The organism is Agrobacterium sp. CNPSo 3708, assembly GCF_028674915.1.
Classification (GTDB): Bacteria; Pseudomonadota; Alphaproteobacteria; order Rhizobiales; family Rhizobiaceae; genus Agrobacterium; species Agrobacterium cavarae.
Genome location: NZ_JAQZSF010000002.1, coordinates 955,442 through 977,766 on the forward strand (window position 1 = coordinate 955,442; position 22,325 = coordinate 977,766).

Sequence of the window (22,325 nt, forward strand, 5' to 3'; positions counted from 1 at the left end):
ATATCTCAAAGCAGCGGGGCTATGCATCCGATTAAACGCATAGTGGTTTGAGTAGATACTGTGAGCTGACTGTACCGAGCCGACCCTTTGCCGTTCAGGCGATGGGTTCGTTCGTGAATAGGTGGCAAGCGGTTCGATCGCCTGAACCTCAGCTCCAGTCTCCCGACCAAACCTGGACAACATGTCCGGGCGAGACTTCCTGATAGGTGCGTGCAGGAGGGTTGAAATCCTTGTTGCGGATGGGGCTTTTCAGCTCGCCGATCGTCAGTTTACGGCGCAACCGCCTGCGCGACGGGTCTGGTACGGGAACAGCCGATAGGAGCCGGCGCGTATAGGGGTGTTGCGGGTGGGAAAAGACCGCTTCGCGAGGTCCGGTTTCCACGATTTCTCCCAGATACATGACTGCCACGCGATGGCTGATGCGTTCTACCACGGCCATGTCATGGGAAATGAAGAGAAAGCCGAGCTTCAATCTTTCCTGCAAATCGAGCATCAGGTTCACGACCTGCGCCTTGACCGAAACATCGAGTGCCGAAACGGCTTCGTCGGCAATGATCAGCCCGGGCTCAAGTGCCAGGGCTCTGGCAATGCAGATACGCTGGCGCTGCCCACCGGAGAATTCATGCGGGTAGCGGCTTCCCATATCAGCCGAAAGCCCGACTTCACCGAGCAGATCGCGTGCAAGCTTGCGCGCATTCCTCGGTGTTTCCAGTCCGTGGATGAGCAGCGGTTCCGCAATCGCATTTTCAACCGTCAGCCGCGGATTGAGGCTCGCAAACGGGTCCTGAAAAATCATCTGCACCTGGCGGGACAGATCGGCACGGCGAAAGGACTTAACCTCGTTGCCATTGATCCGGATCGAGCCGGAATGCGGGCTGTTCAATCCGGCGAGCAGGCGTCCCGTCGTCGATTTTCCACAACCCGACTCTCCGACGATGGCAAGTGTTTCCCCTCGTGCCAAAGAAAAGCTGACATTTTCCACGGCGTGAACACGCGCCTGCACCATGCGGGTATAGGGAGAGCGTATTTCAAAGCGGCCGGACAGCTTCTCGACTTCAAGCAGCAGGGGACCCGACGTATCGACGGTATCTGGCCGACTTGGAACCGGCAGAGCAAGACCTGTCTCCATATCGATGATGGGGAAGGGCCGCGGCCCGCCTTCACCGGCGGAGCCCAACTGCGGCACGGCCGACAACAGGGCTCGGGTGTAGGGGCGCTTGGGCGCAGCAAAAACATCGGACGTCGCGCCCGCCTCGATCTGATCGCCGCGATACAAGACCATTGTGCGATCGGCGGTTTCGGCAACGACCCCCATATCATGGGTGATGAACAGAACGGCTGTGCCTTCCTCTTCCTGAAGGGTTTTGATGAGGTCGAGGATCTGCGCTTGGATGGTCACGTCGAGAGCGGTCGTCGGTTCGTCGGCAATCAGGAGAGCCGGCCGGCAGGCCAAGGCGATCGCGATCATGACGCGCTGGCGCATACCGCCTGAAAATTGATGCGGATAATCGTCGATGCGCCTGGCGGCTGACGGAATGCGTACCTTTTCCATCAGCTTGATTGTTTCTGTCCGCGCCTGCTTCTTTGAGATGCCGCGATGGGCAATGAGCGGCTCCGCGATCTGTTCACCGACCGTCAGCACTGGGTTGAGGCTCGTCATCGGCTCTTGAAAGATCATCGCGATCTGGTTGCCTCGGATCGTTCGCATCCTGGCGGGGGAGGTGCCGATCAGCTCTTCCCCGTTCAACTTGATCGAACCTTCGATCTTACTCGAATTCTCCGGCAGCAGTTGCATCACCGACAGAGCTGACACGCTCTTTCCTGACCCGCTCTCGCCGACGATTGCAAGCGTTTCGCCCGCATGGATATCGAGATTGAGGTCGCGAACGATGGCATTGAACTTGCCCTCGCGCAGGAAGGAAATCTTCAGGTCGCGGATCGAGAGAACAGGATGAGGGGTGGCTTCAGTCATTGTGTCTTTTTCCCTTAGGCGCCGGGTTTGCCGACGCCGCCCAATGCGGCGGAAGAGCGTGGATCGAGCCAGTCTCGGAGGAGGTCGCAAACACCGTTCAGGATCAGGATCATCGCCACAAGCGCAAGGCACGGCCAAACCAGCAGCATAGGTTGATGCGCGATGGCCGCGCGCCCGGTCCCGATCATCAGTCCCAGCGACGGGGAGGGCGGTACGACCCCCAATCCGAGAAACGAAAGACCCGATTCCAGAACGACGGCGGCCGCGGTGACGAAGCTTGCCTGGACCAGCAGAGGGCCCATGATATTGGGAAGGATGGTCTTCATCATGATCCGGCCATTGCTCGCGCCCATGGCCCGCACAGCTTCCACATAGTCCTGGGAGCGTACAGTCAGCACACTGGCATAGGCGACGCGGGTAAACCCGGGAACGAAGACTACCGACAGGACAGGGATCAGCGTTATCGGACCAGGGCCGTAGAGTGTGACCGCGAGCATCGCAAGGAGAAGTGGCGGAAAACACAGGACGATATCCATGGCGCGGAGCGTGAAGATTTCCGACAAGCCACGCATATAGCCGCCGAAGATACCAAGGGCCGTGCCAACGATCGCCGACAGGAGCGCCGTCGACAAGGCTATGAAAATCGAGATACGAACACCAAACAGCAGACGGGAGAAAACGTCGCGGCCCATCTCATCCTGCCCGAGCAGGGAAGCAGCGGAGGGTGGGGCAAACCGTTGTCCCATGTTCATCTTCAGCGGATCCGGGATCGGCAGGACAGGAGCCAGGAGGCACGCCGTTACCATGAGCGTCAGCAGCACCGGCCAGATGAGACGAAGTGAGCGCGTCATTTGCGGACCCTCGGATCAGTAATGCCGTAGACGATATCGACGACGAGATTGAGCGTGATGAACATGGCGGAGATCACTAGAATGACAGCCGTGACGCTTGGATAATCGCGTGAATTGACGGCACTCACCAGCATGCCGGACAGTCCCGGCCAGTTGAAAACGTATTCCACAAGAACCGTTCCACCGAAGAGGCCGCCGAGGTTGAGTGCGAAGACCGTGATGACCGGCATGAGGGCATTGCGAAGAACGTGACGCACAACGATCCGCCTTTGCGGCAATCCCTTGGCGCGGGCAGTGCGGACATAATCGAGCGGCAGAACATCCAACACCGCGGCGCGCGCGATACGAACGACGATCGCAGCAAGGCCGAGAGCGATGGCAAAAGCCGGCATTGCCAGCAGGATGAGATGCTTGCCGGGGTCAACGCTGAAATCGACATAGCCTCCAGCCGGCACCAATTTCCATATTTGAGCAAAGAGCAGAATGATGATCGTTCCGGCAACAAAGACAGGGATACCCTGAGCAAAGCCCGCAAGCACGTTCGACACACGATCAAATCTGCTGCCCTGCCGCAATCCTGCTGCGACGCCTGTGGGGATGCCGACCAGCAGGCTGAGAAGGGCAGCCGCTGCGACCAGTTCCAGTGTGCGGGGCAAACGTTTGGCGATCTCCGGACCGATAGGCGACCCGTCGATCATGGAGTTGCCGAGATCAAAACGCATCAGTCCTGCAAGGCGTTCGGCATATTGGGCGGCGATGGGACGATCGAGGCCAAGGTCGCTGCGCAGCTGCGCGATCGATGCGGGGTCGGGCGTCATGCCATCGCCAGAGAGCAGAAGCTCTGCCGGGTCTCCGGGAACCATGTAGATGGAAAGGAAGACGAGGCTGGTGACGACCCAGAGCAGCGCCAGGGAAATGGCAATTCGCTGCAGAAACCAGAACATGAGGGCAATCCTCCACGGATCTGCCATGCAATGCGGGGAGGACGGACTTCAGCCGTCTCGACCGTGCTGCATGGAGGAAAAGAGATGACGGCCGGTCCTTTTGCGAAGGACCGGCCGACCCGGATGTTATGATATCGAAAGCTCGTCGAAGAGACGCCCAGAAAAAGGAGATATCTGGTCAGGCAGCATGTGGAAGTCTTTGACCGGATTCAGATGCGCAAAGCCTGTGGCGCGATAGGAGAGACCGCAGAAGGGCGTATATTCGATCACCAGCTTATCGACTTGCGCGTAGATTGCCTTGCGCTTTTCTAGATCGAACTCGGCACGTCCCTTCGCCAGCAGCTCGGTGAGCCCCGGAACCTCGAAATTGCGTGAGCGGAAGAAAGTCGGAGAGAGCGTCGGATCGATCAACGAGCTTGCCGCATCCGGATCGAATGTTTCGAGGCCGAGGCCCTGGACAGCAAAGTCTCCCTGGCCGCGATTTCCCATGGTGACGCGGGTGGACCAGTCGGGCATGGTCAGCGTGACATTGATCCCGACTTCGGCGAGATGGCCCTGGACGATGACGGCAGTGTCCCGGTGCATGCCATATTGTGCCGTCGAAAGCAGGTTTACGGTCACGCCTTCCGCGCCGGCTTCCTTGATCAGGGCCTTTGCCTTGTCGGGGTCATAGGTCTGGCCATTGGCCAGTTCTGCATTGTAGTAAGGTGTCGTCTGCGAGCGGGGAACGCCGCCAAGCACGGCGCCGCGACCAAAGAAAACACCATTGACGATTTCCTCGCGACGGATGGCCAGTGCCACGGCGCGCCGCAGACGGGCATCCTTGAAGACGCCTGCGCCGTTAAAGGAAAGGAACATGAAGGCGCCCGTCGCAACGGTTTCGAGCTTCACATTGGCGTCCTTCTCGAGCTGGTCCATCGCACTCCAGGGAACGTAGTCGATCACATCGACGTCGCCAGCGGTGATGGCGGCAACGCGCAGGTTTTCATCCGCATAAGCAGTGACGCGCGCTTTCTTGAACGTCGGCAGCCCGCTCTTGAAATAGTGCGGCGAGGCTTCGAAATCAAAACCAACGCCCTTTTCCGCATTGGTGAGGGTGAATGGCCCGGCGCCTATTCCGTGGTCTTGCGTATCTGTCGAACCCTTGGCGATAATCTGCAGAAAAGGATTGGCAAAGAGCGCGGGGAGCGCGGCATTTGGTAGCTTCGTCATCAGCTTGAAGGTGCGCTCGTCAACGATGTCAACCTTCTCGACATCCAGCATGGAATCGCGTGTCGACGCGCCGGAACCCTCTGCCTTGATTTTCTCGATATTCCATTCGACATCCGCGGAGGTTACCGGCTGGCCGTTGGAGAATTTCGCGTCTTTCAGTTTGACGATCCAGCTGCGGTCGCCGTCGCGCTCAAAGCTTTCAGCCAGCTCCCCCACCAGCTTGCCGTCCGGCGTATAGGCCATGAGGAAACGATTAATCAGCGATGATACGAGTTGACCGGCATAGCCGACATTCACCCAGGGCTTGAGATGAGCCGGATAGGTGGAAAGACCGATGCGCAGTGCGTCGGAGCTTGCAGCGGAAAACGCACGCGGCGCACCCATCGCAAGTGCGGCACCAGAAGCGGCAGTGAGTTTTAGAAGGGTACGGCGATCGAGTATCATGGTTAGTTCCCCATTATGTGTTGATACATGCTTGCCAGCCGGCGTGACGTGTCTGCGGCCCCTTTTTCTGGTTTTGCCAGTCCGAACTGAGCGTGCAGGATTGGTCTCGTCGTTATGGAAAACAATAAAGAGACCCTTTTCGGGGTGTCAAGTGAAATTCCATTAATTAGTCCAGCAGATAAATATTATGCCAATTATCGGAATAAGAAGTGTCCGTTGACCGAGATAAGTGCCTTAACCGCTTCTTATTGTCATTATAGGAATATCATTATTCTTTTGGTCTTAATAATGGAATTTGGTTGACAAGGAAGAACAGCGCGCCTTAGGCTTTTGTTACGGACTGAGATCATCGATCTGCCGTGTTCAGGTGCCGTGGCCTTTTTCTCTCGGCCTCCGGCGCTTTCATGAAAATGCCGCGGCCACTGGCTTCAGGGGAAGGGTCGCTGGGCGATATCGAAAAAGGAGCGACCATGGCTTGGCGTGTTGGCGTGGATTCAGGTGGGACTTTTACCGACGTGTGTCTGTTCGAAGACGAGACGGGTGAATTGATGATCTGGAAGGTCTCCTCGACGCCGGATGACCCCTCCCGCGGGATCACGCAAGGTGTGGCCGATGGTATCGAGCGCGTGGGTATCCAGGCGAGTGAAGTGTCCTATGTCGGTCATGGGACGACGGTTGCCACCAATGCCCTCATCCAGGGCCGAGGTGTCAAGACCGGGCTCTTGACCACGGGCGGATTTCGCGACCTTTTGGAAATAGGACGCCAGAAGCGACCCGATCTGTATGATCTGCAGGCGGAAAAGCCGGAATTGCTCGTGGAACGGCATCTCCGCTTCGGTATTTCCGAACGGGTGCTGGCAGACGGCACGGTCGAGACGCCGCTTGATGAGGTGAGCCTGCGTGACGCGGTCCGCGCCCTGAAGGCTGCAGGCGTGAAGGCCGTTGCGATCAACTTCCTCTATTCCTTCAGCCATGCCGAGCACGAAAAGATCGCGGCGCGTATTCTCGAAGAAGAATTTCCGGAAGCCTTTCATTCGCTTTCGCACCGGATCGCGCCGGAATTCCGCGAATTCGAGCGGCTGTCGACAACGGTCGTCAATGCTTATCTCGGACCTGTCATGCAAGGGTATGTGAAGGCGCTTTCCGGCAAGCTTTCTGATCTCGGAATTGCTGTGGCGCCGCAGCTAACCCAATCCAACGGCGGGGTCATCAGCTTCGATGCCGCGGCGGAAATGCCGGTTCGCACCGTGCTGTCCGGCCCGTCCACCGGTGTCGTCGCCGCGCAGGCCGTCGGCCGGATGACGGGTATCGACAATCTCATCACCTTCGACATGGGGGGAACCAGCTCCGACGTTGCGCTTCTCGCCGATGGTCATTGCCGGGTGGTGAACGAGTCCGTCGTGCATGGGTATCCAATCAAGGCGCCTATGCTCGATATCCACACCGTCGGTGCTGGTGGCGGATCCATCGCCTATATTGACTCGGGCAATCATCTGAAAGTGGGGCCACGTTCGGCAGGAGCCAATCCTGGTCCCGCCTGCTACGGCCTCGGAAATGACGAGCCGACGGTGACGGACGCCAATGTCGTATTGCAAACACAGCATCCTGAATATCTGCTCAATGGTCGCATGAAGATCGACCGGTCCCTATCGGTAAAGGCCGTCGAAAAGCTGGCTGACAGGCTCGGCATGGGTGTTCTGGAAACCGCCAACGGTATTCTCGATATCGTCACGGCCAATATGGCCAAGGCCATCCGCGTCATCTCCGTGCAACGCGGCCATGATCCTCGCGATTACGCACTTGTGGCCTTCGGCGGTGCTGGTCCGGTACACGCGGTGCGCCTTGCCAGAGAGCTCGGCATGAAGCGTATCGTCATACCGAAGACGCCGGGCGTCCTGTGCGCCCTCGGTCTGCTGATGACGGATCTGAGGACGGATTTTTCAGCCACCGTTCTGCACCGTCTCGATGATGTGCAAGCTTCGACGATCTCGTCATTGTATGACGCTCTCTCAGAACAGGCCGAGACATGGTTCGAGCGGGAAAAAATTCTGATCCCGGCGCGGGTCGTCAACCGTACCGTCGATTGCCGTTACGCCGGCCAGAATTACGAGATTGCCGTCGCTCTTCCAGATGGACCGATCACGTCCGAAACCCTGCGTCTGATCAACGACCGTTTCGAGCAGGCACACCGTCAGCTCTATGGTTTCATTGCCGAAGGTGAGCCCGTTCAACTCGTTACCTACCGCCTTTCAGCAAGCGGTCGCGTCGAGAAGGCCGCGTTCAAGCCCCGTCCGATGGAAGGGGAAGACTCCTCTTCTGCGATCACCGGCAAGCGCGACGTATGGATGGCGGAGGCGGGCGGCTTTACGTCAGCGGCGCTTTATGATCGCGACCTGCTGAAGCCCGCCAATATCGTTGTCGGTCCCGCCATTATCGATCAGATGGATTCCACCACCGTCCTGCCCCTCGGCTACACCGCCAAGGTCGATGCCTATCTCAATCTCATCGTGGAGGAGAAGTGATGACCAACGCCGCTATTGCCGAGAAACCTGTCTCGACGCTCAATCCCATCACGGTCGAAGTCATCGGCAGTGCTTTCGCCTCCACGGTCGAAGAAATGGGCGAGGCCCTCGTTCGCGCCAGCTACTCAACAAACATCAAGGAACGGCGTGATTGCTCCACGGCCTTGTTCGATGCGGCCGGCTATATGCTCTGCCAGGCAGAGCATATTCCCATGCATCTTGGGTCTTTCATCGGTTTCATTCCCTATATTCTCGACCATGTGGATGCGGGCAGCCTTGCGCCCGGGGATGTTTTCATCGGCAACGATGCCTATGAGGGTGGCGGCACGCATCTGCCGGATATCGTGCTCGCCGAGCCGATTTTCCATGAAGGCAAGCTGACGGCCTGGGCTATCAACACGGCTCACCATTCCGACTTCGCCGATCGTGGCCATGCGCATATCTATCAGGAAGGATTGCGCATTCCGCCGGTTCGGCTCTATCGCAAGGGAATTCTTCAGGAAGACATCCAAAAGCTCTTTCTGCTGAACTGCCAGGTGCCGCACGAGCGCATGTCTGATCTTCGCGCGCAGATGGCCGCAAACCGTCTCGGCGTTACCCGCTTCAAGGAACTGTGCGAAAAATACTCGACCGACACGGTTCTCGCAGCTGGTCGCGAGTTGATGGATTATGCCGAACGAAAAATGCGCTCCGGTATCGCCTCGATACCGGACGGGACCTATCGTTTTTCGGATCTGTTCGATGCGGAGTCACTTCGCGAGCAGCTGGAATTTTCCGTCACCATCACCGTGAAGGGAGACGAGATACATCTCGACTTCGTCAGCCCGCCGCAGGTGCGTGCTGGCTTGAACGTGGTCTATACCGCGCTTCTCTCCACCGTCTATTACGCGGTAAAGACGGTTGTCGACCCGACAGTCCTTCCCAATGCCGGGCTGACAAGGCCAATCCACGTGACCGCGAAAAAAGGGACGCTGCTGAATTGCGCGCACCCCGCTGCCGTCGATGGTCGCATTGCGGCATGCCAGCGGGTGGTGGATCTGATCCACGGCGCGCTGGCAGAAGTCGTGCCGGACCGCGTCACTGCGGCCTGCAACGGTTCTGTCGCCGTCGCGAGTTTTTCCGGGACACGCCCGGATGGCAGTCTCTGGGTCTACCTCGAAACGATTGGCGGGGGCTTTGGCGCGCGGCACAACAAGGATGGCCTTGACGGTGTCCACGTCCACATGACGAACACGTCCAATCTGCCGCTGGAATCGTTGGAGACCGAGTATCCGCTGACATTGGTTGCCTATGAGCTGGTGGATGGTTCGGGCGGTGCCGGGGAGTTCAGGGGCGGCATGGGCTTGCGCAGGGTCTACCGAGCGGAGGCGGACTGCCGGGTGTCGGTGGGCGGTTCACGCTTCGTCTCGCACCCGTGGGGATTGAAAGGCGGTCTTTCGGGCGCCTGCGGCTCATTTACCGTCATCGGCGCACCGGATCGCTTGGTGAATGGCGCCGGCGATATCCATAAGGGCGACGTGCTGGAAATCATTACACCCGGCGCTGGTGGATATGGCGCTCCGCGCGAGCGGGCTCCAGCATCCGTTGCCGCAGACATTCGGGATGGGCGCGTTCCGCTCGACATCGCCAAGTCCGTCTACACTGTTTGATTTCCCGCCTGGCCCGGGTTTCGGCGCGCTGAAACTCGGGCCTCTTTTGATCGGCTCTCCCATGGGTGCAACTCATTGTTGTGCTTGACTATCGATCTTCCTTTTTCTATCGGTTCCAATAATCGGATTTTAATCCATGTTATATTCACTGGAGATCGAGGAACCGGATGGCCAAGCAATCTTCCAGCAATGTCGAACGCGGTGCGGAAATATTGCTCTCGCTGGGCAATGCAGGGCGCGCGGGTATGAGTCTGGCGGAGATCGCCGAAGATATCGGCGACGCGAAGTCCGCTGTCCATCGCGCATTGACAGGGCTTTCTCATTACGGCTTCGTCGAGCAGAGTGGTCGTCGCGGCAATTATCGGCTGGGCAATGCCATCTACGCCCTGGCGCAGCGCGTGCCGGGCATTGGCGATCTGGTGGATCTTTTCCGGCCCGCGCTGATTTCCGTCACCGCCGGGACTGGCATATCGAGCTTCCTCATGGCCCGTTCGGGTTTCGAATCTGTCTGCCTCGATTTCCAGTTGAGTGCAGCCCCGGTTCAGCCACTGCTTTCAGGCGTCGGTGGACGTCTTCCTCTCGGCATAGGCCACGCGGGTGTCTGCATGATCGCACGGCTCGACAAGGAGTCGCGCGAGCGCATTCTCGAGATCAACGCGCCGCATTACGAGGAATGGAAGATCGAAACGGATACGATACGAGCCGAGATCGAGATGTTCCTGGAGAAGGGTTATGTCATCGGCACACGCAAGGCGGCGGGCTACGAGGTTTGGACACTGGCATTCGCGCCCGCTCCCGGCGACAACCGCTACGGCGAAACAGGTGTCTCGCTTCTGGCGCTGGCCAACAGTGTTTCGGACGAGGAGGCGAAGCGCTGCATCGCACTGATGACAGAGTCTTTGCCTTACAAGTGGTTCGGCAACAGCGCGTAACGCCGTACCATCTCCTGGATATGCGCAAGCCGTGCACTGCGTGCCGGCTCGGACAGAACGTCACGCTCGAAGGTAAAGCGTATTGTGTGAACTGTGGCAACGGTGGCCCAACAGAGATTGGAGATCGAGAGCCAGAGTTCCACCGGGTCGAGGCCCTGCCGAAAAAGGCCCGCGGCCACGCCTTTCTCGAGAATGCCGGCAACCATGCGGGAGATATTTGCCGCATGAACAATGTCGCGATCGGACTCGCGGATGTTTTCGCCGCCATGCAGGTTTTCGATGCCGACGAGCGTCAGAAAAGACTGGTTTTCGCTGTAGTAGTCAAAGGTGAAGGCGGTCAGGCGGTCCAGTGCCGCAACGGGATCCGCCGGCATGTCCAACGCCTGTTCCGCATCGCGCATCGCCCTGTAGGCATCTTCCAGAACATGGCGGAACAGCAGTTCCTTGCGAGAGAAGTGACGGTAGATCAGCGCCTTGTTCACGCCTGCCGCATGCGCGATCGCCTCCATGTTCGCGCCCTCCAGCCCGTGCGCAACAAATTCTCCCGAAGCCGCCGCCAGAATGGCCTGGCGGGTGCGCATGCTGCGAGCAGCGTGCGTTCCAGAGGAGGTCTTTCTCGGTTTTCGGATCTGAGCGTCGTCGTCCATACATCTGGTCCTGTGATCAGTGCTGAATATCACTTTTTGGCCTGTCGTGTGCCACTTCGTGCCACGCAGATGAAATTCGAACTTCTGCCGGCAAAAACCCTTTACAGGTCCCTGCACTTCTGTTTTTGTAACGACAACGTTACTGTTACACAAGAGCTAATCATGACCCCCCATATTCGTGTTGCTTCCGATGTCGGTGGTACCTTTACCGACAGCATTGCCTATGACGAAAAGACGAGGACGATCACGGTCTCGAAGGTCTCCACAACGCCCGTTAATCGGGCGCTCGGCACATTGGAAGGGTTGCGCAAGGCGCTCAGCCTTCAAGGCGGGACCGGCGCGGATGTTGCTTATGTAGGCCACGGCATGACGACTGCGACCAACGCCGTCATTCAGCGCAATGGTGCAAAGACCGCGTTTCTCACCAATCACGGCTTTCGCGATATTCTCGAAATCGGTCGGCAGAACCGCCCGACGCTGTTCGATCTCACCAAGGTAAAGCCGGAGCCGCTCGTCCCGCGCGAGCTTTGCTTCACCGCGCGCGGCCGTATCCTGCCGACAGGCGAGGAATTGCAGCCGCTTGACGAGTCCGATGTGCGCGAGGCTGGCGCGGCCATGAAAGCGGCAGGCGTTGAGGCTGTCGCCATTCTCTTCCTACACTCCTATGCCAATGCCGCTCATGAATTGAGGGCGCGCGATATTCTAGCCGACATGCTTCCGGATGTGGCCATTTCTGCCTCGGTCGAGGTCAACGCAGAGTTCCGCGAGTATGAGCGTGGTTCGACGGCGGTTCTCAACGCCTATCTTCGCCCCGTCATGAACCGCTATCTCTCCTCGCTTTCGGGCATGTTGCAGGATGAGAAGGAGGGCCTGGGCCTTGCGGCTGACCGTCCGGTCATGGTGATGGATGCCGCAGGAGGTTTGATGAGCCTTGAGGGCGCGCGGCTAAAGCCGGTCCATACCGTTCTGTCCGGTCCTGCAGGCGGCGTGGTGGCGAGCGCCCATGTCGCCAAGCTGGCTGGGATTCCCGATATCATCACCATGGATATTGGCGGGACGTCCACCGATATCAGCCTCATTCGCGACGGCCGGCCGGAAGTAACCCGCTCGGCCAGCCTGGAAACAGTACCGATCAGGTTGCCGGTCATCGACATCAATGCCATCGGCGCTGGCGGTGGCTCCATCGCCTGGATCGACGAGGGCGGTGCTCTGCGAGCGGGCCCGATGAGCGCCGAAGCGGTACCGGGCCCGGTTTGCTATCGGCGTGGCGCAACCCTGCCTACCGTCACCGACGCAAATCTGGTGCTTGGCCGTTTTTCGCCCCAGTCACGACTGGGCGGCACGATGACACTCGATCTCGATGGCGCGCTGAAAGCGATCGATACGGTCATTGCCAAGCCGCTGGGGCTCGATGTCTACGAAGCGGCGGCGGGCATATTGCGCGTCGCCCATGCCAATATCGTGCGCGGTATCCGCGTGGTGTCGGTCGAGCGTGGTTACGATCCTCGAGACTTTGCTCTGGTGCCGTTCGGTGGCGCCGGACCCATGCATGGCAGCCCCGTCGCCCGTGAGTTGAAAATGCCGCGCGTGATGGTGCCCCCAACGCCTGGTATCCTGTGCGCGCTCGGCCAGCTGATATCGGATTTGCGTCATGACTTCGTAGAAACTCATGTGGTTGCCTATGAGGCGATGACGGAAGCTGAAGCCTCAGCTCGTATCAGGCGCCTGACGGACCGGGCCGACGCCCATCTGGACCACGACGGCGTTGCCCGGGAAAATCGCGAGATGGAAGTGCGCATCGATATGCGCTACCGCGGCCAATCCTTTGAGTTGCCAGTCACGGTCGATCCCATGACGCCGGGCTGGTGGGCAATGCTTCCCGACCGCTTCCACGCGGCGCATCGCGCTCGCTTCGGCCATGCCGACCAGAGTGCGGCTCTCGAGATCGCCGGTTTTGGAGTAACGGGCATCGGCCGCATCGAGACGCCGGTCTTGCCGGAGCTGGAGCGGGGTGGTCCCGTTCCTTCTGAAGATGCCCGCATCGGCGACCGGCAGGTTTACTATGAGCCCGGCGACACCGGCGCCAATGGCGCATTTCAGACCGCTGCGGTCTACGCCCGAGACAAGCTCAAGGCGGGCAACGTCATCGCCGGTCCCGCCATTATCGAGGAAGTTTCGTCCACCACCGTCCTTTATCCGGGTGATCGCCTGACCGTTCATGCATCCGGCAGTCTGATCGTTGAGGTAGCAGCATGAGCAATTTCGATCCAATCCGCCTTGAAGTATTGCGCAACGCGTTGGAGGCGTCCGCACAGGAAATGGGAGTGGTGCTGAAATGCACCGCCTTTTCTCCCAATATCAAGGAGCGCATGGATGCATCCTGCGCCATCTTCAATGCCGAGGCGGAACTGGTCGCCCAGGCGGAGCATGTTCCTGTCCATCTCGGCTCCATGCTGAAGGCTGTCGGCCCTACGCTTGCAGAGCTGCCGGCGCTGAAAGAAGGTGACGTCGTCATCGTCAACGACCCGTTCATCGCCGGTGCCCATCTGCCGGACATCACGCTGATCGCGCCGGTCTTCGCTGAGGGTGAATTGGTCGCCCATGTGGCCAGCCGCGCCCATCATTCCGATGTCGGCGGCATGGAGCCAGGCTCCATGCCGGGAAGTTCCACCGAGATCTACCAGGAAGGTCTCATCATTCCGCCTGTGCTCCTCTACGACGGTGGTGTGGAGCAAAGCGGTATTATGCGCATGGTGCTTGCGAATGTGCGCACGCCGGAAGAGCGGCGGGGCGATCTCAATGCCCAGCTTGCGGCATTGCGCGTGGGCGAAACCCGCATTCACGAACTTGCCGCGCGCTTTGGTGTCGGAGGCTTGAAGGAAGGGCTTTCGGCCATTCTCGCCTATTCGGAACGACGCATGCTGAAGCGTCTCGCCGAATTGCCGCCGGGGCGCTATGTCGCGGACGATTGGTTGGATGACGATGGGTCCAGCCCAGAACGGGTTCTGATCAAGGTCGCTGTCGAGGTGTCATCGGAACGGCTCGTCTTCGATTTCGAGGGAACCGCACCGCAGCGGCGCGGCAATGTCAACGCGGTCAAGCCCATGACCCATTCGGCAGTATTTTACGCCATCAAGATTTTGACGGATGCGACGCTTCCGCCCAATGCCGGCGTGCTGCGTCCTGTGGAAATCCGCATTCCGCCCGGTTCTTTCCTTGATGCCCGAGCGCCGGCGGCTGTCTGTGCCGGCAATACGGAGACGACCCAACGAGTTGCCGATACGGTGCTGCGCGCCTTTGCCCAGATCGCTCCCGATCGTATTGCTGCCGCCAGCCAAGGCACGATGAACCTCATTGGCATAGGAGGACGCGATCCCAGAAGCACTCGGCCCTACACCTATATCGAAACGATTGGCGGTGGACAGGGCGGGCGTCCCTACGGCCAGGGGATGCATGGAGTCCATGCCAATATGTCGAACACGCTCAACACACCGGTCGAGGCGCTCGAAATCAGTTATCCTCTGCGCGTCGAACGCTACGAACTTCGCGAAGGTTCGGGCGGCGGCGGTCGTCATGCCGGCGGTGAAGGGTTGATCCGTGCCATTACAGCCATTGATCACGAGGCGCGTGTTTCGCTGCAATCCGATCGGCGTTTGACTGGCCCCTACGGTCTGCATGGCGGAGCATCCGGTGCCACCGGGCAAAACTCCGTTCGGGACAGGCAGGGCAAGGTCACTGCGCTGCCGGGCAAGGGATCGGTCACATTGGCACCAGGAGAAACCGTCATTGTGGAGACCCCGGGCGGGGGAGGGTGGGGTGCCCCGCAAGCGGCCGATAGTCGGTTACATGTGGCTGCGGCGCGGGTAGACGCCTGATACTGAGACACTCTCAGCGCATACGAAGGCGGAAAGGACAAGGGCATGATCTCGGAGAAGCGGGTGGCAATGGTGAGCGGTGCGTCGCGCGGCATCGGTGCAGCGATCGCGGAGACACTGCTCTCTGCTGGCTGGAACGTCAGCCTTGGCGCGCGCGCGCCTGCATCGTCGCGTTTTTCAGATCATCCCGATGCCTTGGTCTGCCCATTCGATGCGCTTGATCCGGAAAGCGAGAGGGCTTGGGTCGAGGCGACCATCGCCCGTTTTGGCCGTCTGGATGGCCTGGTTCATAACGCTGGTATCATGATACCGAAGTCAGTTCTTGAAGCTGGGGACGATGACTTCGACATGATCTTCAACGTGAATGTCAAATCGCCGATGCGGCTGAGCCAGCACGCCTGGCCCTACCTTGCCGATGCGAAGTTCGGGCGCATCGTTACAGTCGCCTCGCTGTCCGGCAAGCGGGTGAAGTCAGCCAGTTCCGGTCTCTACGCCATGTCCAAATTTGCGGTTGTTGCACTCGGCCACGCGCTGCGCCAATGCGGTAAGGAAAGCGGAGTACGTTCTACGATCATTTGCCCGAGCTTCGTGGCAACGGATATGGGTAACGCCCTTGCCGGCAGAGATAGCAATGAGCTAACCCAACCGGAGGATATTGCGCGGATCGTGCATATGGTGCTGGAACTGCCCGTCACAGCCAGTATCTCTGAGATCCCGGTGCATTTTAGTGTGGAAGACTGTTACTGACATGAACGCTGCCTTTTCTTATCACATGCCCGCGATCACCCCTGTCGTAAGTACCGAAGACCTGCCCGAGGCGGTTGATGTGGCAATCATCGGCGGCGGGATCATCGGTGTTTCGGCCGCATTTCAGCTCGCCAGGCGTGGCGTCCGGGTCGCAGTCCTGGAAAAAGGCATTGTCGGTGGCGAACAGTCCGGTCGCAACTGGGGCTGGGTGCGCCTTACCGGTCGTGACACACGCGAATTGCCGCTGATGCTGCAATCCCATGCGATATGGGAAACGCTGCATCAGGAGACCGGCGTGGATGTCGGCTACCGAAAGCGTGGCATCATTTATGCAGCCAAAACCCCAGAGGCGCGCGCACGATATGAGCGTTGGGCCGTTCTGGGGCGTGAGTTCGGTATCGGTGTCAGAAGTCTTGAACCACAAGACGTTGCGGCCTTTGTGGCCGGGATGGACAGGACGACGTTCGGCGGCATCTTCGTCCCGGAGGATGCGTCAGCCGAACCGCAACTGGCTGCGCCCGCCATCGCCTCACGCGCCCAACGGGACGGCGCCTTCATCCTTCAGCGGTGTGCGGTGCGTGGTCTCGATATCGAAGCGGGACGCATTGCAGGGGTGGTAACCGAGAAAGGCCGCATAAGAGCCTCGACCGTCATCGTCGCGGGGGGCGCTTGGTCATCGCATCTTCTGTCGCGCCACGGCCTTCGCCTGCCGCAGTTGAAGGTCTTGTCGTCGGTCATGCGGACAGCTCCCGTCGATGCAGGTATTGAGCCTACGATGGGCTTTTCGGATTTCACACTTCGCAAGAGGATGGACGGCGGTTACACGGTGGCGTCTTCGGCCACCAGCCTTGTCGATATCGTGCCCGACAGCTTTCGTTTCTTCCGTGACTTTCTGCCCGCTTTCATGATGGAGCGGAAATCCCTGAAGCTGAGCTTCGGCAAACCCTTCTTCGATGAACTGATCGGATACAGACACCGGGCTTTCGATCAGGCAAGCATCTTTGAAAAAATCCGCGTTCTCGACCCAACGCCCGACGCCAATCTTTTGACGAGTGTCGAGGCTGCAATGCGAACAAGTGTTCCGGCACTGCGGGACGTTCCGATTGCCCAGAGGTGGGCAGGGATGATCGATACGATGCCGGATGTCATTCCGGTCATATCAGAGGTGGAGGCCCTCCCTGGCCTCATCGTCGGAACCGGCTTTTCGGGCCATGGTTTCGGCATTGGGCCGGGGGCCGGACGTCTTCTCAGCGATCTCGCAACAGGCGACACGCCCTGTGTCGATCCGACACCATTCCGCTTCTCGCGGTTCAGCGATGGTAGCCGTCCGGAAATCCAGTATTGGCTTTAAAGAACGCCCCATAGTGTGCAGCGCTCTTGCGATGCCGACACGCTGGCGAATCTCGAAGACTGCGACGGGCATTAGTCGCAGCGCCGTGAATGGATCAGGCGAATTCCGCGCTCATTCTAACGAGATCGTCCCATAGGCTTTCGGCAAAGCCGCGCAGCACGATGATCTCGAAGGCGCTCTCTTCCAAACGAGTGAGGTGGGCGGTGATATGGCCGACCAGTGTCGTGACAGAACTGCCCACAGGGAAGGCCGGAAGAGAGAGATCGACCGCCGTCCCCTTGGCCAGAACGCGTTCGACCATCTTGCCCTCGATACGGATGCGAACCCGACCCTGACTTTGGTCCACACCCATCGCTTGTGGCTCTAGCGCGTCGAGCAGAGCCTTCAACTCGCCGTGAGACAGACGTTCATCGCTGACGATAAACCATTGCGCCGGCGATACAGTGCGAACATCACCCTTGCCGATTGCGCGCAGGCGGTCTTCCACCGCAGGCGCGGATGGTTCTGCCAATACGTGGATGACGCTGCCTTCTTGCAAGGCGGACAGGGTAATCATGTTGGACGCGAAAGCTTTTTTCATGCCAAGCACGGGGCGTAATGTCGGCTGAAAGCCGGATTTGAAATCAAGCTTTTGATCAGGCATGGAGCTTCTCGTTCTTGGGATCGAGGAAAACCGGATCGCACAGGCGCGCGGCGGTATATTCGTTGCGAATGCCATTCCACACGATGACCTCCTCGCCATGCCTGTGTGACCCCTTCTTCACGAGGGCAAGGCCGATGGTCGATCCGAGATGGGGAGAGAAAGCGCTGGAGGTGACGTAACCCTGATCGTTCTCCAGTGTCGCAGCGGCGTCCTTCGCCAGAATATGGGAGCCGGTGCGGAAGCTATGGTTTTTATCGATCGGGACAACGCCGACCAGATTTGGCCGGTCGCTGGCTGACAGCCCTTCGCGCTGCAGCATCGCCTTGCCGATGAAATCCACCTTGGTGGCGGACACCATCTTGCCGAAGCCGATATCGGCCGGCACGACCGTGCCGTTGATCTCATTATGGGTGACGTGACCCTTCTCGATGCGCAGGACGCTCAGCGCCTCGACGCCATAGGGCATGATACCCTCCGGCTTGCCTGCCTCCATCAGCGCATCCGCAACGCTCTCGCCATAGCCCGCGGGAACGGCAAGCTCATAGGCGAACTCGCCCGAGAAGGAGATGCGGAACAGGCGTCCGTTCAGCTTTCCGCCAAACAGAGAGACCTCTTTCGCGGCAAGGAAGGGAAAAGCGTCATTCGAAAGATCATCATCGACGATCTTCTCAAGAATGGTTCTCGATTTCGGTCCGGCAATCGCCATCTGCGCCCATTGATCGGTGACGGAGGCGAGCCGCACATCGAGATCCGGCCACAGCGCCTGGGCGCAGAATTCCAGATGGTTCATCACGCCCGCGGCATAGGCCGTGGTCGTCGTCATGAAGTAGCGGTTTTCGTCCAGCCTGCTGGTTGTGCCGTCATCATAGATCATACCATCCTCGCGCAGCATCAGGCCGTAACGCGCCTTGCCGACGGCAAGCTTGAGGAAGCCATTGCAGTAGACCCGGTTGAGGAATTCTGCGGCGTCGCGCCCGCAAACCTCGATCTTGCCGAGCATGGAAACGTCGCAGAGCCCTGCATTCTTTCGCACATTCAGAACTTCGCGATCAACGCTTTCGCGCCAACCGTTTTCGCCCTGTCGCGGAAACCAGGATGAGCGATACCAGAGCCCGGTTTCGACGAACACAGCGCCATTCTTCTCCGCCCATCCATGCAGTGGTGATTTGCGCACCGGCTGAAAATGATGGCCGTGATAGGCACCGGTGAGCGCGCCGAAAGAAACCGGCGTATAGAAAGGTCGGAAGGTGGTGGTGCCGACCTCTGCCGGAGAAACGCCGCGCGCCTCAGCCAAAAGACCAATGGCGTTAACGTTGGAAAGCTTGCCCTGGTCCGTTGCCATGCCATTGGTCGTATAGCGCTTGGCAAGCTCCACATGGGCATAGCCTTCGGTCACCGCCAGGCCGAGATCCTTGCGATGCACATCGTTCTGGTAATCGACGAAAGCCTTGGCTTTCACGCCAGGAATGGACCAGAGCGGCTTTGCCGGTGCGGCAACGACATCGTGTTCGACCGGTCCGAAGGACGGCGCGGTCGCGGCAAAGCCGATCGCTTTCGCCAACTCCGCACCCTTGTTTGCACCCTCTTCAAGGCATGCGGCGAGGCCATGCGTGGCAGAGACGGCACCGGCGAGATCAAGCCCTTCGAGACGACCGGGCGCGAGGAAGGCCGCCTCTTCGTCCGACCATACGGGTTTTCCGCCCCGGTGGCAGGCGAGGTGAATGACCGGGCTGAACCCGCCAGACATAGCAAGCGCATCGACATCCAGATGCTCGGTGCTGCCGTTTCTGTAGACTTCGACTCCGGTGAGCGCCTTGCTGCCCCGGGTGTTGGCAACGACGCCGCCTTTGATGACGCGCGCCTTTCCGCCATAGGAGAGATTTCCCTCACTGCGGCTATCGATAATGGCGACGAGCGAGACACCTTTCGCTTCCAGGTCACGCGCCAGCGCATAGCCGCTGTCATTGGTGGTGAAAATCGCCGTCGCTTTGCCGGGGCTGACGGCATAGCGGTTGAGATAGCTGCGCATCGCGCCCGCCATCATCACGCCTGGAACATCATTGCCACCGAAAACCAGGGGCCGTTCTTCCGCACCGGTTGCCAGAAGCGCGCGTTTCGCGACGATCCGCCACAACCGTTCCACAGGCACATGAAGCTTGGGATCGGGTAGATGTTTCTGCACGCGCTCCACCGCGCCGAACACATTGCCATCATACCAGCCGAAGGCGGTTGTTCTGGTCAGGACGGTGACATTCGGAAGGGATTCAAGCTCGGCAATACAGGTTGCGGCAAAATCCGGCGCGCTGGTGCCGCCAATGGTCGCCGTTTCTGAAAGCAGCCCGCCGCCCGCGACGGGATGTTCGTCAACAAGGATAACGCGCGCACCTGTCCGTCCGGCGGTGAGAGCGGCTGCGAGTCCGGCAGAACCAGCGCCGATTACCAGTAGATCGCAATGCGCCCAGCATTTGTCATAGGCGTCGGGGTCGGCCTCGTAGCTTGCCTTGCCGAGGCCTGCTGCGCGGCGGATGAAGGGCTCGTAGAGCTTTTCCCAGAAGGCGGCGGGCCACATAAAGGTCTTGTAGTAGAAGCCCGCGCTGAGAAAGGGCGAGATCAGGCCCGTCATCGCGCCGATGTCGAAGTCGAGAGACGGCCAGCGGTTCTGGCTTCGCGCTTCCAAACCGGCATAGAGCTCCTGCATCGTGGCGCGGGTATTGGGCTCGGTTCTGCCGCCGTTGCCGATCGTCATCAGGGCGTTTGGTTCTGCTGCACCCGCGGTCAGGATGCCGCGGGGACGGTGGTATTTGAAGCTGCGGCCGACGAGTTGCTGGCCGTTGGCAAGCAGGGCAGAGGCGAGGCTATCGCCTTGGAAACCCTGCATCGCCTTTCCATCGAAGGTAAAGAAGAGTGGCTTGGAGCGGTCGATCAGACCGCCAGTGGGCAGGCGGTGGGATGTCATGCGCTTTTGACCTTTGTCTTGTCGGCTGCATCTTCGCAGGTGCTGATCTCGTGCGTTGCCGTATTGCGGGTCACCACAAGCCACCGGCGGCAGCCTGCCGTGTGGTGCCAATATTCCTCATAATCGCCACGCGGATTGTCGCGGAGATAGACATAGTCGAACCATGCCTCCGCGCTGGCGTCCGGTGCGGGTCGCTGAAGAACGGCACCCTTGATGGTGAACTCTTCCTTGGGTCTTGGCCCGCAATGCGGGCAGGGCACGAGACTTGCCATTTCGAACGTCCTTGATCCGCTTTGTCAGTGAAGATTGGGCTGGGCGCCCTGGCCCTTTTCGTCAATGAGATAGCCGCGTTGAAAGCGATCCAGACGGAACGCGGTGGCCGTTTCCTGCGGCGCGTCGCGCGCCAGAAGATGAGCAAAGCAGAAGCCTGAGGCAGGCGTTGCCTTGAAGCCGCCGTAGCACCAGCCGGCATTCAGATAGAGATTGTCAATGGACGTGCGGTCGATGATCGGCGACCCATCCATCGACATATCCATGATGCCGCCCCAGGAACGAAGCACGCGGACCCGGGAAAGCGCGGGTATCATTGCCTTGCCGGCTTCCGCGACATGTTCGACGGTCGCGAGATTGCCGCGCTGTGCATAGGAGTTATAGCCATCGATATCGCCGCCGAAGACGAGACCGCCCTTGTCGGATTGTGAGACGTAGAAATGTCCGGCACCAAAGGTGACGACGCCATCGATGAAGGGTTTCAATCCTTCCGAAACGAAAGCTTGCAGCACGTGGCTTTCGATCGGTAGCCGAAGCCCGGCCATGGCGGCGACCTGGGAGGAATTACCGGCGGCTGCGAGCGCCAGCTTGCCGCAGCCGATAAAGCCGCGGCTCGTCTCTACACCGACCACCTTGCCGTTTTCGCGGCGAATGCCTGTCACTTCGCAGCCCTGGATGATGTCGACGCCGCGTTGATCGGCCCCGCGGGCATAGCCCCAGGCAACCGCATCGTGACGCACGGTGCCGCCGCGCCGCTGTAACAATCCCCCTTGAATGGGAAAGCGCGCATTGTCGAAATCGAGAAACGGCAGCATGGATTTGACGGCGACCCGATCCAGCAATTCGGCATCGACGCCGTGCAGCCGCATGGCGTTGCCGCGACGCGTATAGGCATCGCGCTGCGCGTCTGAATGGTAGAGATTGAGAACGCCGCGTTGGGAAACCATGGCGTTGAAGTTGAAATCCTGTTCCAGACCTTCCCACAGCTTCATCGAGAGTTCGTAGAACGGATTGTTGCCCGGCAGCAGGTAGTTGGACCGAATGATCGTGGTGTTGCGCCCGACATTGCCCGACCCGATATAGTTCTTTTCCAGCACCGCCACATTGGTGATGCCGAATTCCTTGGCCAGATAATAGGCGGTCGCCAACCCATGTCCGCCGCCGCCCACGATGATGATGTCGTAATGGGGTTTGGGCGCGGGGTCCCGCCAGGCAGGCTTCCATGCCTTGTTGCCACGAAGGCCGTTCATCAAAATGGAGAGGGCGGAATAGCGCATGGCAATACCTCGACGGATGTCCGACCAGAGTAA

At 59.5% G+C, this 22,325-nt stretch carries 16 protein-coding genes; 7 read left to right on the top strand and 9 right to left on the bottom strand.

What is annotated here, in order from left to right:
* Positions 1-148 precede the first annotated feature (148 nt).
* The 4 genes from PVA19_RS07355 to PVA19_RS07370 all read right to left on the bottom strand — a co-directional run bounded on the left by PVA19_RS07355 (position 149) and on the right by PVA19_RS07370 (position 5,423).
* A complete protein-coding gene (locus tag PVA19_RS07355) occupies positions 149-1,972 on the bottom strand; it encodes an ABC transporter ATP-binding protein (protein ID WP_274101801.1) in 1,824 nt (607 codons plus the stop codon).
* Between the two features lie 14 nt (positions 1,973-1,986).
* Complete coding sequence (locus tag PVA19_RS07360) at positions 1,987-2,823, bottom strand: ABC transporter permease (protein WP_274101803.1); 837 nt, start codon at positions 2,821-2,823, stop codon at positions 1,987-1,989.
* On the bottom strand, positions 2,820-3,767 hold the full coding sequence (locus PVA19_RS07365) for an ABC transporter permease (RefSeq protein WP_274101804.1): 948 nt from the start codon (positions 3,765-3,767) through the stop codon (positions 2,820-2,822). Before PVA19_RS07365 ends, PVA19_RS07360 begins: the two co-directional genes overlap by 4 nt.
* A 126-nt stretch (positions 3,768-3,893) precedes the next feature.
* Positions 3,894-5,423 (bottom strand): ABC transporter substrate-binding protein, encoded by a 1,530-nt coding sequence (locus PVA19_RS07370; protein WP_274101805.1) that lies wholly within the window; start codon positions 5,421-5,423, stop codon positions 3,894-3,896.
* Positions 5,424-5,893: 470 nt separating this feature from the next.
* On the opposite strand from PVA19_RS07370, the gene PVA19_RS07375 reads away from it, so the two are divergent.
* From PVA19_RS07375 to PVA19_RS07385, 3 genes are all read left to right on the top strand, one after another.
* The gene (locus tag PVA19_RS07375) at positions 5,894-7,945 is read left to right on the top strand and encodes a hydantoinase/oxoprolinase family protein (RefSeq protein WP_274101807.1); all 2,052 of its coding nucleotides are present in this window, start codon (positions 5,894-5,896) and stop codon (positions 7,943-7,945) included.
* Positions 7,945-9,594, top strand: a complete 1,650-nt coding sequence (locus PVA19_RS07380; RefSeq protein WP_274101809.1) for a hydantoinase B/oxoprolinase family protein — start codon at positions 7,945-7,947, stop codon at positions 9,592-9,594. Before PVA19_RS07375 ends, PVA19_RS07380 begins: the two co-directional genes overlap by 1 nt.
* A gap of 167 nt (positions 9,595-9,761) precedes the next feature.
* Complete coding sequence (locus PVA19_RS07385; protein WP_062600396.1) at positions 9,762-10,526, top strand: IclR family transcriptional regulator; 765 nt, start codon at positions 9,762-9,764, stop codon at positions 10,524-10,526.
* On the opposite strand, the gene PVA19_RS07390 is transcribed toward PVA19_RS07385, so the two are convergent.
* Positions 10,499-11,173, bottom strand: a complete 675-nt coding sequence (locus tag PVA19_RS07390; RefSeq protein WP_274101812.1) for a TetR/AcrR family transcriptional regulator — start codon at positions 11,171-11,173, stop codon at positions 10,499-10,501. The genes PVA19_RS07385 and PVA19_RS07390 overlap by 28 nt on opposite strands.
* Before the next feature lie 162 nt (positions 11,174-11,335).
* Here PVA19_RS07390 and PVA19_RS07395 point away from each other — a divergent pair, with 162 nt between their 5' ends.
* From PVA19_RS07395 to PVA19_RS07410, 4 genes are read left to right on the top strand one after another with little or no spacing between them, the layout of a single operon-like run.
* Positions 11,336-13,429, top strand: a complete 2,094-nt coding sequence (locus tag PVA19_RS07395; protein ID WP_274101813.1) for a hydantoinase/oxoprolinase family protein — start codon at positions 11,336-11,338, stop codon at positions 13,427-13,429.
* Positions 13,426-15,048, top strand: coding sequence for a hydantoinase B/oxoprolinase family protein (locus tag PVA19_RS07400; protein WP_274101814.1), 1,623 nt, complete (start codon positions 13,426-13,428; stop codon positions 15,046-15,048). Before PVA19_RS07395 ends, PVA19_RS07400 begins: the two co-directional genes overlap by 4 nt.
* A 45-nt stretch (positions 15,049-15,093) precedes the next feature.
* The gene (locus tag PVA19_RS07405) at positions 15,094-15,795 is read left to right on the top strand and encodes an SDR family NAD(P)-dependent oxidoreductase (protein WP_274101815.1); all 702 of its coding nucleotides are present in this window, start codon (positions 15,094-15,096) and stop codon (positions 15,793-15,795) included.
* A gap of 1 nt (position 15,796) precedes the next feature.
* Positions 15,797-17,146: an NAD(P)/FAD-dependent oxidoreductase gene (locus PVA19_RS07410; RefSeq protein WP_274101816.1), complete on the top strand. Its 1,350-nt coding sequence runs from the start codon at positions 15,797-15,799 to the stop codon at positions 17,144-17,146.
* Positions 17,147-17,240: 94 nt separating this feature from the next.
* Here PVA19_RS07410 and PVA19_RS07415 read toward each other — a convergent pair whose 3' ends face one another.
* From PVA19_RS07415 to PVA19_RS07430, 4 genes are read right to left on the bottom strand one after another with little or no spacing between them, the layout of a single operon-like run.
* Positions 17,241-17,789, bottom strand: coding sequence for a sarcosine oxidase subunit gamma (locus PVA19_RS07415; RefSeq protein WP_274101817.1), 549 nt, complete (start codon positions 17,787-17,789; stop codon positions 17,241-17,243).
* Positions 17,782-20,745: a sarcosine oxidase subunit alpha gene (locus PVA19_RS07420; RefSeq protein ID WP_274101819.1), complete on the bottom strand. Its 2,964-nt coding sequence runs from the start codon at positions 20,743-20,745 to the stop codon at positions 17,782-17,784. Before PVA19_RS07420 ends, PVA19_RS07415 begins: the two co-directional genes overlap by 8 nt.
* Positions 20,742-21,017 carry a sarcosine oxidase subunit delta gene (locus PVA19_RS07425; protein ID WP_062600402.1) on the bottom strand — a complete coding sequence of 92 codons (276 nt, stop codon included), beginning with the start codon at positions 21,015-21,017 and terminating at the stop codon, positions 20,742-20,744. Before PVA19_RS07425 ends, PVA19_RS07420 begins: the two co-directional genes overlap by 4 nt.
* Before the next feature lie 24 nt (positions 21,018-21,041).
* Positions 21,042-22,292: a sarcosine oxidase subunit beta family protein gene (locus tag PVA19_RS07430; RefSeq protein WP_274101820.1), complete on the bottom strand. Its 1,251-nt coding sequence runs from the start codon at positions 22,290-22,292 to the stop codon at positions 21,042-21,044.
* Positions 22,293-22,325: the final 33 nt, after the last annotated feature.